Below are 15078 nucleotides of genomic sequence, written 5' to 3'. Positions count from 1 at the left end.
GCCTTATTCCGCTGCTGCCATCTTGCGGATCGGACGCCGCTCCAGAAGTTCCTTCAAAAAGGCGCCGGTATGCGAGCGCTTTTCCTTGACGATGTCTTCCGGTGTTCCAGCTGCAATCACTTCGCCGCCGCCATCGCCGCCCTCGGGGCCGAAATCGATGACCCAGTCGGCCGTCTTGATGACTTCGAGATTGTGCTCGATGACCACAACGGAATTTCCCTGGTTGACCAGTTCGTGCAATACTTCCAGCAGCTTGGCGACATCGTGAAAATGCAGGCCTGTGGTCGGCTCGTCGAGAATGTAGAGGGTGCGGCCGGTCGAGCGTTTCGACAGCTCCTTGGCAAGCTTGACACGCTGCGCCTCGCCACCCGAGAGCGTGTTGGCCTGCTGGCCGACCTTGATATAGCCGAGGCCGACGCCCTGCAGCGCCTGCAGCTTGTCGCGCACGGCCGGAACGGCAGCAAAGAACTCGACGCCTTCCTCGACGGTCATGTCAAGCACGTCGGCGATCGACTTGCCCTTGAAATGCACATCCAGCGTTTCGCGATTGTAGCGCTTGCCGTGGCAGACGTCGCAGGTGACATAGACATCCGGCAGGAAGTGCATCTCGATCTTGATGACCCCGTCGCCCTGGCAGGCCTCGCAACGGCCGCCCTTGACGTTGAAGGAGAAACGGCCGGGCTGATATCCGCGCGTCTTTGCCTCCGGCAGGCCGGCAAACCAGTCGCGGATCGGGGTAAACGCGCCGGTATAGGTGGCCGGGTTGGAGCGCGGCGTGCGGCCGATCGGCGACTGATCGATGTCGATGACCTTGTCGATATGTTCGAAACCGTCGATCCGGTCATGCTCGGCCGGATTTTCGCGTGCGCCCATGATGCGCCGTGCCGCCGCCTTGTAGAGCGTCTCGATCAGGAAGGTGGACTTGCCGCCGCCTGATACGCCGGTCACGGCGGTGAAAATCCCCAGCGGGATTGAGGCCGTGACGTTCTTCAAATTGTTGGCACGGGCGCCAACAACGGTGATTTCCTTTTTCTTCTTCGGCTTGCGCCGCTCGGCGGGAACCGCAACCGCCATTTCGCCTGACAGATATTTTCCGGTCAGCGAATTCGGATTGGCAAGGACTTCGGCCGGCGTGCCCTGCGCCACGACTTCGCCGCCGTGAATACCGGCCGCCGGGCCGATATCGACGACATAATCAGCCGTCATGATCGCGTCTTCGTCATGCTCGACGACGATGACCGTGTTGCCGATGTCGCGCAGATGCCGCAGCGTATCGAGCAGGCGGGCGTTGTCGCGCTGGTGCAGGCCGATCGACGGTTCGTCGAGAACGTAGAGCACGCCGGTCAAGCCGGAGCCGATCTGCGAGGCGAGCCGGATGCGCTGGCTTTCGCCGCCCGACAGCGTGCCGGAATTGCGCGACAGGCTCAGATATTCAAGCCCGACATCGTTAAGGAAGCGCAGCCGTTCGCGGATTTCCTTGAGGATACGCACCGCGATCTCGTTCTGCTTGGCATTCATGTGGTCCGGCAGGACGTCGAACCAGTCGCGCGCAACCCGGATCGACATCTGCGTGACTTCGCCGATATGCAGCTTGTTGATCTTGACGGCGAGTGCCTCCGGCTTCAGGCGGAAACCGTTACAGGCCGGGCAGGGGGCTGCCGACATGTAGCGCTCGATTTCCTCGCGCGCCCAGGCACTGTCAGTCTCCTTCCAGCGCCGCTCCAGATTGGGCACGATGCCCTCGAAATTCTTAGTGGTGTTGTACGAGCGGGCACCATCCTCGTAATGGAAGCTGATCTTTTCCTCGGTCCCCTGCAGGATCGCATGCCGCGCCTCGTCGGAAAGATCGGTCCATTTGCTCGATAGCTTGAAGCCGAAGGCTTTTCCGAGCGCTTCCAGCGTCTGGTTATAATAGGGTGAGGATGATTTGGCCCATGGGGCGATGGCGCCGCTCTTCAGCGTCCGGTCGGGTTCCGGAACGATCAGCGCCTCGTCGATCTTCTGCTGGCTGCCCAGACCATCGCAGGTCGGGCAGGCGCCAAACGGGTTGTTGAACGAGAACAGCCGCGGTTCGATTTCCGAAATGGTGAAGCCGGATACCGGGCAGGCGAATTTTTCCGAAAACAGCACGCGTTCATGCGTTTCGTTCAACGATTTGTTGGCCGACCCGCCGGCTGCCGTTTCTTCCGGTGGCAGCGGCTTGTCGGCAAATTCCGCGATGGCAAGGCCATCGGCAAGCGTCAGGCAAGTCTCTAGGCTGTCGGCCAGACGTGCCGTCAGGTCGGGGCGCACGACGACGCGATCGACGACGACGTCGATGTCATGCTTGTATTTCTTGTCGAGCACCGGCGCCTCGGCAATCTCGTAGAACTGCCCGTCGATCTTGACGCGCTGAAACCCCTTCTTCATCAGCTCGGCGAGCTCTTTCTTATACTCGCCCTTCCGGCCGCGCACGATCGGCGCGAGGATATAAAGACGGGTACCTTCGCCGAAGTCGACGACCCGGTCGACCATCTGGCTGACCGTCTGGCTTTCGATCGGCAGGCCGGTCGCCGGCGAATACGGTACGCCAACGCGGGCAAAAAGCAGACGCATGTAGTCGTAGATCTCGGTCACTGTACCGACGGTCGAGCGCGGATTGCGCGAGGTGGTCTTCTGCTCGATCGAGATTGCCGGCGACAGCCCGTCGATCTGATCGACATCCGGCTTCTGCATCATCTCGAGGAATTGGCGGGCATAGGCCGACAGGCTCTCGACATAACGCCGCTGTCCCTCCGCATAGATCGTGTCGAAGGCAAGCGAGGATTTTCCCGAGCCGGAAAGGCCGGTCATGACGATCAGCTTGTTGCGCGGCAGGTCAAGGTCGATGCCTTTGAGATTGTGTTCGCGCGCGCCGCGGATGGAAATGGTCTCAAGTTTGCTCATCGTGCCCAGCTTTGTACATGCGTTTGAAAGCTCTTATTTAAGGACGCCAGCGGCCATGTCGAGGCGCAAGGTGAAAAACAGCGGGCTTTCCGAGTCGGTTGACAGGATATTACAAATTTATTAGAACAAAGAAAGAACATAATTTGAAATCTGTTGTGGATGACACAATGCAAAGGGGCGTATGCTTGGCCGTCAGCCGCTAAGATGTGCGCTCTGAATTTGGTAGCCGGGCGGAAATGCCGGGCGAGATAGCGGGAAAAGCAAGATGGCAGGCAGTGTCAACAAGGTGATTTTGATCGGTAACCTCGGGGCAGACCCGGAAATCCGGCGCACGCAGGACGGCAAGCCGATCGCCAACCTGAACATTGCGACCTCGGAAAGCTGGCGCGACCGCAATTCCGGCGAGCGCAAGGAAAAGACCGAATGGCATCGTGTGGTGATCTTTAACGAAGGTCTCTGCAAGGTTGCCGAGCAGTATCTGAAAAAGGGCGCGACGGTTTACATCGAAGGCCAGCTGCAGACCCGCAAATGGCAGGACAAGGACGGCCAGGACCGCTACTCGACGGAAGTTGTGCTGCAGGGCTTCAACTCGACGCTGACCATGCTTGGCGGCCGGGGTGACGGGCAGGGCGGTGGCCGTGGCAGCTCGGACTATGGCGGCGGCAATGCGGGCGGCGGCTCGGACAATTACGGCGGCGATTACGATCGCCCCTCCTCGGCCCCCGCAGGCCGTTCCGGCGGTGGCGCCAGCAGCGGCAGCGGCGGAAACTTTTCGCGCGATATGGACGACGACATTCCGTTCTGATTGTCGACAAACACCGAAAGTCGCGAGGGCCGTGCCTCGCTCTCCGTCATCCTCGCCCTTGGGGCGGGGATCCAGCGACCCGGCGTCTGCCGGGTCAAAAGACTGTTTCAGCTCAAGGACTTGAGCTGACTGGATTCCTGTGACAGGCACAGGAATGACAGAAGATCTGAGCACATTCTAATTTCAGAACTTCCCTGCAGGACTGTTTGAAATATCCTGGGCAAAAGGCTGAATATCCAGAAAACCGGGCTCTTTTCGTAAGCCTCAATCAATCATCCGGGCTCACAGAGCCATGGTCGATTTGATGCCATCAACGACGAACTGCACGGCCAGAGCCGCGAGGATAACGCCAAGCAGCCGGGTCAGGATGGCGCGGCCGGTGACGCCGAGAAACCGGTCGATGCGCTCGGCGATCACCAGGGCGGCAAACAGGATGGCAAGGCAAAAGGCGATGACCAGGATCAGCTGAGCCCGGTCGATGGTGGATGAGAAGGATCCGGAAAGCAGGATCGTCGCCGAAATCGCGCCGGGTCCGGCAATCAGCGGCAGTGCCAGCGGAAACACCGCGATATTGTGGATGTGGTCGCGGGTGATCGCTGCTTCGCCGGTCTTTTCCTTGCGTTCGTTGCGCTTCTCGAAGATCATCTCGAAGGCGATCCAGAACAGAAGAAGGCCGCCGGCGATCCGGAAGGCGCCGATGGAAATGCCAAGCAGTCCCAGAATGCCGTTTCCAAACAGCGCGAAGGCCGACAGGATGAAGAAGGCGATCAGCGTCCCGCGCCGCGCCACCAGAAACCGCTCGTGACGGCTCATGCCGACGGTCAGGCTGAGGAAGATCGGCGCAAGGCCGGGTGGATCGATGGTGACCAGGATCGTGGTCAGCGCATTGATCAGAAGGTCGATGTGAGACATCCTGTTCCCCTCGCGGCCTTGTTTATGATGCCGTCTGATGAATTGTTAGGGGAGGGTGGCGCCGAAGGAAAGGCCTGTCTTTCACTGTTTGGCCGCTTTTGCCTTGCAAATGCCTGCGAGAGCGCCGATGAGCCTAAAAGGCTGTTCAAAACCCAGCCCCGAAATTGGCGCTCGCCAATGCATTCGGCTATAAAAATCTGTCTGATTCTGAACAAAGATCGTGATCGAAATTGACTGAACAAAGCACACCCGGCGGCGGCAAGAATCCACCAGGCATCGAGCCCATTTCCATCATGGAGGAAATGCAGCGCTCGTATCTCGATTACGCCATGAGCGTTATCGTCAGCCGTGCGCTTCCCGATGTCCGCGATGGTCTGAAACCCGTGCACCGGCGCATCCTGTTCGGGATGAGCGAGCTGGGCATCGACTGGAACAAGAAATACGTCAAATGCGCCCGCGTCACCGGCGACGTGATGGGTAAATTCCATCCGCATGGCAACTCGGCGATCTATGATGCGCTCGCCCGCATGGCCCAGCCCTGGTCGCTGCGCCTGCCGCTGATCGACGGTCAGGGCAATTTCGGCTCCATCGACGGCGACCCGCCGGCGGCCGAACGTTACACCGAGTGCCGCCTGCAGAAGGCAGCCCATGCGCTGCTCGACGACCTCGACAAGGAAACGGTCGATTTTCGCGACAACTATGACGGTACGCTGAGCGAACCGTCGGTTGTTCCGGCGAAATTCCCGAACCTTCTGGTCAACGGCGCCGGCGGCATCGCCGTCGGGATGGCGACCAACATCCCGCCGCACAACCTGATCGAAGTCATCAATGGCTGTATCGCCCTGATCGACGAGCCGGGACTGGAACTGCCGCAGCTGATGGAGATCATTCCGGGTCCGGACTTTCCGACCGGCGCGTTCATCCTCGGCCGGTCCGGGATCCGCTCCGCCTATGAGACCGGCCGCGGCTCGGTCATCATGCGCGGCCGCGCCACCATCGAGCCGATGCGCGGCGATCGCGAGCAGATCATCATCACCGAAGTTCCCTTCCAGGTGAACAAGGCGACGATGATCGAGAAGATGGCCGAACTGGTCAAGGACAAGCGTATCGAGGGTATTTCGGACCTGCGCGACGAATCCGACCGCCAGGGTTACCGCGTCGTTGTCGAGCTGAAGCGCGACGCCAATGCCGAGGTCATCCTCAACCAGCTCTATCGCTACACACCGCTGCAGACCTCGTTTGGCTGTAACATGGTGGCGCTGAACGGCGGCAAGCCGGAGCAGATGACGCTGCTCGATATGCTGCGCGCCTTCGTGTCCTTCCGCGAGGAAGTCATCAGCCGCCGCACCAAATATCTGCTGCGCAAGGCGCGCGACCGCGCGCATGTCTTGGTCGGCCTGGCGATTGCCGTCGCCAATATCGACGAGATCATCAAGCTGATCCGCAACGCGCCGGATCCCGCCACCGCGCGCGAGCAGTTGATGACGCGCCGCTGGCCGGCATCGGATGTCGAAAGCCTGATCCGTCTCATCGACGATCCGCGCCACCGCATCAACGAGGACCTCACCTACAACCTGTCGGAAGAGCAGGCGCGCGCCATCCTCGAACTGCGCCTTGCCCGCCTGACGGCCCTTGGCCGCGACGAAATCGGCGACGAACTGAACAAGATCGGCGCCGAGATCAGCGATTATCTCGATATTCTGTCGTCGCGCATCCGCATCATGACGATCGTCAAGGACGAACTCATCGCCGTGCGGGAAGAGTTCGGCACGCCGCGCCGCACCGTGATCGTCGAAGGCGGTCCGGATATGGACGACGAGGACCTGATTGCCCAGGAAGACATGGTCATCACCGTGTCCCATCTCGGCTATATCAAGCGCGTGCCGCTGGCGACCTATCGCGCGCAGCGCCGCGGCGGCAAGGGCCGCTCCGGCATGGCGACGCGCGACGAGGATTTCGTCACGCGCCTGTTCGTGGCCAATACCCATACGCCGATGCTGTTCTTCTCCTCGCGCGGCATCGTCTACAAGGAAAAGGTCTGGCGCCTGCCGGTCGGCACGCCGCAATCGCGCGGCAAGGCCCTGATCAACATGCTGCCGCTGGAACCCGGTGAACGCATCACCACGATCATGCCGCTGCCCGAAGACGAGACGACGTGGGAAAATCTCGACGTGATGTTCTCGACGACGCGCGGCACGGTGCGCCGCAACAAGCTGTCGGATTTCGTCCAGGTCAACCGCAACGGCAAGATCGCCATGAAACTCGACGAGGAGGGCGATGAAATCCTCTCCGTCGAAACCTGCACCGAGAATGATGACGTTCTTCTGACGACGGCGCTTGGCCAGTGCATCCGCTTCTGCGTCGATGATGTCCGCGTCTTTGCCGGCCGCAATTCGATCGGCGTTCGCGGCATCACGCTTGGCGATGGCGACCGGATCATCTCAATGACCATCGTCGGCCATGTCGATGCCGAGCCCTGGGAGCGGGCCGCCTATCTCAAGCGTGCTGCCGCCGAGCGGCGTGCGGCAACCGGCGAGGACGAGGAAATCGCGCTGGTTGGCGAAGAGGTCGCCGAGGAAGGTCAGCTCGAGGATGCCCGATACGACGAACTCAAGGCACGCGAACAATTCGTGCTGACGGTCTCGGTCAAGGGCTTTGGCAAGCGCTCCTCCACCTATGACTTCCGCACCTCCGGGCGTGGCGGCAAGGGTATTCGCGCAACGGATACGTCGAAAACAGGCGAAATCGGCGAACTGGTCGCGGCCTTCCCGGTCGAGGACACAGACCAGATCATGCTGGTTTCCGATGGCGGCCAGTTGATCCGCGTGCCCGTCGGCGGTATCCGGCTTGCCAGCCGCGCCACAAAGGGTGTGACGATCTTCTCGACCGCCAAGGACGAAAAGGTCGTGTCCGTCGAGCGCATTAGCGAGCCGGAACCGGAAGATGACGAGGATGACACCGGCCAGACGGATGCATTGGATGACGATGCACCGGCCACCGAGCCGCCGGCTGCAACGGAAGAATAAAACCTGCCGTGACGTTATCGAAAGGCCGGGCGATCTCATCGTCCGGCCTTTTTTGCTTCAAAAACTGTCTTCGGACATGCAATAGGCAAAGAAAAACCGGACTGGCAGGGGAACCGTCCGGTTTTTTATGTCAGCGGGACTGAAGGTTACCGCTGGAAGAAATTTTAAAATCAGACGCTGAACCCACCGGCGTCGCGGCTCATAGCTTTCATCGCAGTTCTGTCGCGCTGAAGCTCGAAAATGGTTTTGGCGAAATCGACCAGGAACACGATACTAATCACTGCCGACATGAGCATCATTGTGATGGCCATTGCAGATCGTCCTCTAGTTAAACAGGTGAGAGTTGTTTGGACCAGACCGGTCCATGCGCGCTTCTTTTCTGATTGCGTTTGCCGTTGCAAAAAGCATGACAAAGAACATGGTCATCGACAGAAGAATAAGTGCCATAGCGGTGATCCTTTCAGCCAATAAACGGCCGTGATGGAAAAAGGTTCCGTTCTTTACTTGCCGGATGAGCAACGCGCCCAGGAACAACTTCGAACGGCTTATTCAGTAACGGTCATATCGTCGTGATGATGTTCCTGCGGGAACACAGGGAGCGGCGAGCGAGTTCCCTTGCGAATGGCCGCAGACCATGACAAAAGGCTTCGAAATGGAAACAGGCGCGATGATCACTGCTTTTTATCCCGGCTCCTTCGACCCGATGACGAACGGTCACCTCGACGTGCTGGTGCAGGCGCTGAACGTGGCGCCGGCCGTCATCGTCGCGATCGGTGTCCATCCCGGCAAGACGCCGCTCTTTTCCTTTGACGAGCGCGCAGCGCTGATTGCCCAGTCGCTTAAGGAGTTTCTTCCCGAGAGAGCCGCCGATATTTCCGTCGTTTCGTTTGATAATCTGGTTGTCGATGCCGCGCGCAAACACGGCGCATCGCTTCTGGTGCGTGGTCTGCGCGACGGCACGGATCTTGATTATGAGATGCAGATGGCGGGCATGAACCGGCAGATGGCGCCGGATATCCAGACCCTGTTTCTTCCGGCCGGCACAGCATCGCGGCCCATTACCGCCACATTGGTTCGCCAGATCGCTGCCATGGGCGGTGATGTCAGCGCCTTCGTACCCAAGGCCGTCTATCAGGCCCTGAACGCAAAACGCAAATCCTGACGTTTTCCTTTTTATTTCCATGGGAGTTCATATGAAAATTCTCCAACTCGCTTTCGCAGGCGCCGTTGTCCTTGCATCCCTGACCAGCACCGCTTTTGCGCAGGCCAAGGAATACATCACCATCACTCTGAAGGACGGCCCGGTCGTCATCGAACTGCTGCCGGATGTGGCGCCCAAGCACGTGGCGCGCATCAAGGAACTGGCTGCGGCCGGTGACTATAACAATGTCGCGTTCCACCGCGTCATTCCGGGCTTCATGGCCCAGACCGGCGACGTTCAGTACGGCAATATGGAAAAGGACTTCAAGGCCGACATGGCCGGCATGGGCGGTTCGTCAAAGCCGAATGTCGAGGCTGAATTTTCCAAGGTCCCGTTTGAGCGCGGCACGGTCGGCATGGCCCGCAGCCAGGACCCGAACTCCGCCAATTCCCAGTTCTTCATCATGTTCGCCCCCGGCGATTTCCTGAACGGCCAGTACACGGTCGTCGGCAAGGTGGTTGAAGGCATGGACAATGTCGACAAGATCAAGAAGGGCGACGAAGCCAATAACGGCTCCGTCAGCGATCCCGACCGCATGATCAGCGTCAAGGTCGGCAAGTAACACCGGCTTCAATCCAGCCATTTTAAGCAGACGAAAATAACACAAAGGAGAAGACCATGACCGAGATCAAGGATCCGGAAAACACCATCATCATGGAAACCACCAAGGGGCAGGTGATCATCCAGCTTCTGCCGGATCTGGCGCCGGGCCACGTTGCCCGCATCAAGGAACTGTGCGCCGAAGGTGCCTATGATGGCGTCGTGTTCCACCGCGTCATCGACGACTTCATGGCGCAGACCGGCGACGTGCAGTACGGCAAGACCGGCGGCAAGGATTTCAATCCGGCCCGCGCCGGCATGGGCGGCTCGTCGAAGCCGGACCTCAAGGCTGAATTTTCCAACATGAGCCACGTGCGTGGCACCTGCTCGATGGCCCGCAGCCAGATGCCGAACTCGGCTAACTCGCAGTTCTTCATCTGCTTCACCGACAGCCCATGGCTGAACAAGCAGTACTCGGTCTGGGGTCAGGTCATTTCCGGCATGGACAATGTCGACAAGATTAAGAAGGGCGAGCCCGTCAAGGATCCCGACAGCATCATTTCGATGAAACTTGCCGCCAACGCCTAATTCAGGCTATTGCCAAAACCCGTCCCGTTGCCTTGAAGGGCGCCGGGGCGGGTTTGCCGTTTAAAGAGAGTTTTGATGCGCGTCGATCTGTTCGATTTCGATCTTCCCGAAGACAATATTGCGTTGCGGCCCGCAAGTCCGCGCGACAGCGCGCGCCTGCTCGTCGTCCAGCCGCAAGACGATTCCGAGCTGAGCGATCGCATCGTGATGGACCTGCCGTCGTTCCTGCGTCCCGGCGATGCGCTCGTTTTCAATGATACAAAAGTCATTCCCGCGCAGCTGGAAGGGCTCAGGCGGCGCGGCGCGGATGTGGTGACTGAGGTCTCCCTGACGCTGCACATGCGTGTCGCAGCTGATCGCTGGAAGGCGTTTGCCCGCCCGGCCAAGCGCCTGAAGCCCGGCGACCGCATCGAATTCGGCCACGGGTCCAATACCTGCCTGATGGGCGCGCTGGACGCGACCGTCGCGGAGAAGGGCGAGGCCGGCGAAGTGACCCTTCAGTTTGACCTGTCCGGCCCGGCGCTCGACGACGCCATTCTTGCCGTCGGCCATATTCCCCTGCCGCCCTATATCGCCTCCAAGCGCGCCGAGGACGAGCAGGATCGGACCGACTACCAGACGGTCTATGCGCGCGAAGAGGGTGCCGTGGCGGCCCCGACCGCCGGTCTTCATTTCACCGATCGGCTGTTCGGCGCCCTGGATGCGCTTGGCGTCGAGCGCCATTTCGTCACCTTGCATGTGGGCGCCGGAACCTTCCTGCCGATGAAGGTGGACGATACCGACGATCACGTCATGCATCAGGAGATCGGCCATGTTAGTGCCGAGGTCGCCGAACGCCTGAATGCTGTCCGGGCGAGGGGCGGGCGCATCGTCTGCGTCGGTACCACGTCGCTGCGGCTGATCGAGAGTGCGGCCGAAGAGAATGGCGATATCCGCCCCTGGTCCGGCCCGACCGGCATCTTCATTACGCCCGGCTATCGCTTTCGCGCGGTGGATATGCTGATGACCAATTTTCATCTGCCGAAATCGACTTTGTTCATGCTGGTTTCGGCGTTCAGTGGCCTTGAGACCATGCGGCGCGCCTATGCCCATGCAATCAAAACCGGCTACCGCTTTTATTCCTACGGCGATTCCAGCCTGCTTTTCCGGGATAATCCCAGGATCGAGACACCATGACCGAGACATTCCAGTTCAACATTCAGGCAACTGACGGCAAGGCCCGTCGCGGCACGGTATCGATGCCGCGCGGCGAGATCCGCACGCCGGCTTTCATGCCGGTTGGAACCGTTGGCACGGTCAAGGCGATGTATCTCGATCAGGTCCGCGATCTCGGCGCCGACATTATTTTGGGCAACACCTATCACCTGATGCTGCGCCCCGGCCCCGAGCGCGTGGCGCGTCTTGGCGGCCTGCATGAGCTGATCCGCTGGCCCTATCCGATCCTGACCGACAGCGGCGGCTTCCAGGTCATGTCGCTGGCCGGGCTGCGCAAGCTCGATGAAAAGGGCGTAACCTTCAAGAGCCATGTCGATGGCGCGCTCCATCACATGTCGCCGGAACGTTCGATCGAGATCCAGGGCATGCTCGATAGCGATATCCAGATGCAGCTCGACGAATGTGTGAGACTTCCGGCCGAAGCACTTGATATTGAACGCGCAATGGAAATGTCTCTGCGCTGGGCAGATCGCTGCAAGACTGCTTTCGGCGACCAGCCTGGCAAGGCGATGTTCGGCATCGTCCAGGGCGGCGATGTGCCTGCACTGCGCGTCCGCTCGGCAAAGGCATTATCAGGGCTCGATCTGAAGGGCTACGCGATCGGCGGCCTTGCCGTCGGCGAACCGCAGGCGGTGATGCTGGATATGCTCGACATTACCTGCCCGGAACTGCCCGCCGAAAAACCGCGCTATCTGATGGGGGTCGGCACACCCGACGATATCCTGAAATCCGTGGCGCGCGGTATCGACATGTTCGACTGCGTCATGCCGACCCGCGCCGGCCGTCACGGCCTGGCCTTCACCCGGCGCGGCCGCGTCAACCTGCGCAATTCCCGCCATGCGGAAGATATCAGGCCGCTCGACGATCAATCCTCATGCCCGGCGGCACGCGACTATTCGCGCGCCTACCTGCATCACCTCGTGCGCGCCGACGAAAGCCTGGGCGGCATGCTGCTCACCTGGAATAATCTTGCCTATTACCAGGACCTGATGGCCGGTATCCGCAAGGCGATCGAAGAAGGCCGCTATGCCGCCTTCATGCAGGAAACACAGGAAGAATGGCGCCAAGGCGACTTGGCGCCATTGTGAAATAGCAGCACTCAGACGACTTTCGCCTTGACGACGACGCGGCTCAGATCTTTGGCCGCGCCCGACATTTTGGCGGACAAAGGGATTGACAGCTTGATGGAATAAAGACGGTCGCGCTTGGTCTCGAAGCGAAAGCTGCTATCGAGGGCTGTCAGCTTGCCTGACTGCAGCGGCTCCCAGGTGATGCTCCCGGAAATCGGCCGTGGCTTGACGGTCCATTTCAGTGTCTCAGGGCCACCATGCGGAATGATGACGTCGATTACCGCCGTGCCGTCGCCGAAGACCTGCGGCTGGATGGTCAGGCTGCCCTTCTCCACTTCTGGCTGAAGATACTGGAAGTCGGACCAAAGCGCGCTCAGATGGCCATCTGCCTGGACCGTCAACCGCTTGCGTGATTCCTCAAGTCCACGCACCTGCGGCCGCACTTTGGTGCGTCCGGAATCCTTTGTCAGCACCATCACGTTGGCCGCCAGAATGATGCCGCGGCGAAACGAGACGATCGGCTTGGAAAATTTGCGGGCGGCATCGCACCCGTAATCCTGCAGCCGTTCCGGGTGAGGGCGGTTGAAAATATGATCGCGCACGAAGCAATCGAATTCCGGCTCGGCATGCAGCGGCGAGGCATGGATCAGGTCGATCAGATGGTTGGGATCGAAATAGTAGTTGTGCGGAATCGGCTCGGTGACGCCGCCGAACGTGATGGCCGTGGTAAAGGCATAGACGCCGCCGGGCTTCAGGACGCGTTCGACCTCTCTGAAGTGCTGCAGGAAATCCGCGTCGCGCCCGATATGCTCGAATGATCCAGTCGACCAGCAGAAGTCGAAGCTCTCGTCGGGGAAATCGAGTTTGCGCATGTCCATCGCCATCGCATCGACCTTGGTCGCGTCGATCGGCCAGGGCGCCTTTTGCAGGATCAGATCACGGGGATTGTCGGTACGCACCCCGACCCAGCCGCTATTGGGCAAATAAAGATCGGTGACCATCGTCTTTGCGACGCGCGGTACGATCGCATAGATGAGCTTTTCAGTACCGGCGCCCATGGCAAGACCCTGGGCTGCAGGGTGAAGCTTTCCCTTGATCGAAAGCGCCCGGAAGATCATGGCGAATTCCCAGGCACGCCGGGATCCGAAAGGAATAGATCTCAAATCGTCTCTAAGAATATTGTCGATCTCTGGATGGAAGAGATCATGGATGTCACAAACTTTCTGCAGCGGCAAATTCACGATGAACGCTCCCGGGCTTAATTAGCACGTCATGTCTAAGGGAGCGCGTGTCTCAACGTCAATGCGTTGTCCCGCAGAGGGTGTACTTTCCGCTCTTTAAATCTCAGGCCCCGGCGCCTGTTGCAGCATCTGCACGCCGTTGATCCTGTAGCTGCCGTCGGGTTGCTTGACGAGGAAGTACAGTGCCGTCCAGTCCTTGCCGCCCGGCCCTGAAATCAGAACCTCCTGAACCACGGTATCCCCATCAATCTTGCTGCGCCCGAAGGCGAAGTTGCCGGGGCGGTAGACCGGCGTATAGCCGCGCTTGACCATCTCGAAGAAGATGCTCTTGTCCGGAAATTTCTGCCGGATCTGCGGCGAGGCAAAGGAATAAGCCGTTTCCGCATCATCGTTGAGAAAGGCCTGGATCTGGTTTTGAATGATCGATTGGGCGGTATCGACAGGCTCGGCCGCAAGCGCCAGTGGCTGCGCGGCGAAGAGGATGGCAATACATGCGCAGGCTATGAATGTCCGGATCATTCACCGTCTCCTTGCTTGCTCTCAGAAGAAATACATACGTATGCCGGTCGAAAATGGTTTCGGAAGAAAGATCGGTGGATCGAATTTTAGATTTATATTACAAAAACAAATAAATGGATTAATATAAACAAATAAATGGATTAATATATTCGTGTAGAAATCAGGACATAAGATCTGTAGAAACTGATTGTGTCGTGGTTCTGGATGCCTAAATGCCCCACCGGTCCTTCATTCTGCCCTATATCATGGCAGAATGCACGCCGATCGGCCAGAGCGCATGTTGGCACCAATAGGCCCAGCGGAGTGTGGCCCATGAACTCAAAACCGATTGAAATCTATCATCCACGCACAGTGTCACATTTGGGCCTTTGGGACATGGCAAGTCTGCAATTCAAAATCTATTGCCTCGTTGCGGATAATCGCCGCATCGACCAAGCCATGCTCAGCCTCGCACAATCGTTCGTCCAAGCCGAGGTTCTGCCGCGTGTGGCAGACGAGGGCGATGACAATGGCATGGGCTTCGTGATCATTCATCCCGGAGAATCGGGCGTGACGGTTTCAGCGCACTGGTGGATACAGGGATCGGTTCTGTGTCAGCACAACTATCGAAAACCCTATGCTGCCGCCCAACCCCTGGACACGGTAAACAGACCGGTGATTGGCTGCATCTGGGAACTGGCTTTGATCCATGCGGAGCAAGAGGCTTGGCGGCGGACGATGATGAAGGCCGAGCCCAATCCATCCGGTTACATGACGAGCCGCGCTGATTTCGACGCTGCGTAGTGGCAGACGCTCACAATCCAGCGGCAGGCATATGTTCGGTAAACGCGGGGAGTGTGACACTCTAACTTTGCAGAAACAGGACACTTCAACTTTGCGGCTACATATATTGTGGCGGCGGGATTGAAATGTCCGTTTGTGTGCAAAGTTAAAATGTCACTTTGGGCGCATCTGCATCCGTTTAGAAATGCGACGCTCGGTATGTCCAGGTGTGCTGAGGCAAGCCCCCGACCGGACCGGCTGGGCCGGGTTGCAA

The 15078-nt window shown here is 59.3% G+C and carries 13 protein-coding genes; 8 read left to right on the top strand and 5 right to left on the bottom strand.

Annotated features, from left to right (window positions below; all coding sequences use genetic code 11):
- Positions 1–3 precede the first annotated feature (3 nt).
- On the bottom strand, positions 4–2925 hold the full coding sequence (uvrA, locus tag ASD32_RS26615; RefSeq protein WP_060641058.1) for an excinuclease ABC subunit UvrA: 2922 nt from the start codon (positions 2923–2925) through the stop codon (positions 4–6).
- Between the two features lie 265 nt (positions 2926–3190).
- On the opposite strand from uvrA, the gene ASD32_RS26610 reads away from it, so the two are divergent.
- A complete protein-coding gene (locus ASD32_RS26610) occupies positions 3191–3730 on the top strand; it encodes a single-stranded DNA-binding protein (RefSeq protein WP_060641057.1) in 540 nt (179 codons plus the stop codon).
- Between the two features lie 282 nt (positions 3731–4012).
- Here the strand turns inward: ASD32_RS26610 and ASD32_RS26605 are convergent, their stop codons facing one another.
- A complete protein-coding gene (locus ASD32_RS26605; protein ID WP_060641056.1) occupies positions 4013–4642 on the bottom strand; it encodes a MarC family protein in 630 nt (209 codons plus the stop codon).
- Positions 4643–4872: 230 nt separating this feature from the next.
- Between ASD32_RS26605 and gyrA the strand changes: the two genes are divergently transcribed.
- Positions 4873–7668, top strand: a complete 2796-nt coding sequence (gene gyrA / locus ASD32_RS26600) for a DNA gyrase subunit A (RefSeq protein WP_060641055.1) — start codon at positions 4873–4875, stop codon at positions 7666–7668.
- A gap of 170 nt (positions 7669–7838) precedes the next feature.
- Here the strand turns inward: gyrA and ASD32_RS29875 are convergent, their stop codons facing one another.
- Positions 7839–7979 carry a hypothetical protein gene (locus ASD32_RS29875; protein ID WP_156383383.1) on the bottom strand — a complete coding sequence of 47 codons (141 nt, stop codon included), beginning with the start codon at positions 7977–7979 and terminating at the stop codon, positions 7839–7841.
- 356 nt (positions 7980–8335) lie between these two features.
- Between ASD32_RS29875 and coaD the strand changes: the two genes are divergently transcribed.
- The 5 genes from coaD (at position 8336) to tgt (ending at position 12300) form a co-directional block, all read left to right on the top strand.
- A complete protein-coding gene (gene coaD, locus ASD32_RS26590) occupies positions 8336–8830 on the top strand; it encodes a pantetheine-phosphate adenylyltransferase (RefSeq protein WP_060641155.1) in 495 nt (164 codons plus the stop codon).
- 31 nt (positions 8831–8861) lie between these two features.
- Positions 8862–9431: a peptidylprolyl isomerase gene (locus tag ASD32_RS26585; protein ID WP_060641154.1), complete on the top strand. Its 570-nt coding sequence runs from the start codon at positions 8862–8864 to the stop codon at positions 9429–9431.
- A 56-nt stretch (positions 9432–9487) separates the two neighbouring features.
- Positions 9488–9997: a peptidylprolyl isomerase gene (locus ASD32_RS26580; protein WP_060641053.1), complete on the top strand. Its 510-nt coding sequence runs from the start codon at positions 9488–9490 to the stop codon at positions 9995–9997.
- Between the two features lie 75 nt (positions 9998–10072).
- Positions 10073–11173, top strand: coding sequence for a tRNA preQ1(34) S-adenosylmethionine ribosyltransferase-isomerase QueA (gene queA / locus ASD32_RS26575; RefSeq protein WP_060641153.1), 1101 nt, complete (start codon positions 10073–10075; stop codon positions 11171–11173).
- Positions 11170–12300, top strand: a complete 1131-nt coding sequence (tgt, locus tag ASD32_RS26570; RefSeq protein WP_060641052.1) for a tRNA guanosine(34) transglycosylase Tgt — start codon at positions 11170–11172, stop codon at positions 12298–12300. Before queA ends, tgt begins: the two co-directional genes overlap by 4 nt.
- A gap of 11 nt (positions 12301–12311) precedes the next feature.
- Here the strand turns inward: tgt and ASD32_RS26565 are convergent, their stop codons facing one another.
- Together ASD32_RS26565 and ASD32_RS26560 are read right to left on the bottom strand one after the other, a co-directional pair.
- Positions 12312–13400, bottom strand: a complete 1089-nt coding sequence (locus tag ASD32_RS26565) for a class I SAM-dependent methyltransferase (RefSeq protein WP_060641051.1) — start codon at positions 13398–13400, stop codon at positions 12312–12314.
- 219 nt (positions 13401–13619) lie between these two features.
- Positions 13620–14042 carry a DUF4864 domain-containing protein gene (locus tag ASD32_RS26560; RefSeq protein WP_060641050.1) on the bottom strand — a complete coding sequence of 141 codons (423 nt, stop codon included), beginning with the start codon at positions 14040–14042 and terminating at the stop codon, positions 13620–13622.
- A gap of 312 nt (positions 14043–14354) precedes the next feature.
- Here ASD32_RS26560 and ASD32_RS30880 point away from each other — a divergent pair, with 312 nt between their 5' ends.
- Positions 14355–14825, top strand: coding sequence for a hypothetical protein (locus tag ASD32_RS30880; protein WP_156383381.1), 471 nt, complete (start codon positions 14355–14357; stop codon positions 14823–14825).
- Positions 14826–15078: the final 253 nt, after the last annotated feature.

The organism is Rhizobium sp. Root483D2, assembly GCF_001426685.1.
GTDB lineage: Bacteria > Pseudomonadota > Alphaproteobacteria > Rhizobiales > Rhizobiaceae > Pararhizobium > Pararhizobium qamdonense.
This window is presented reverse-complemented; position numbering and strand designations above follow the sequence as displayed.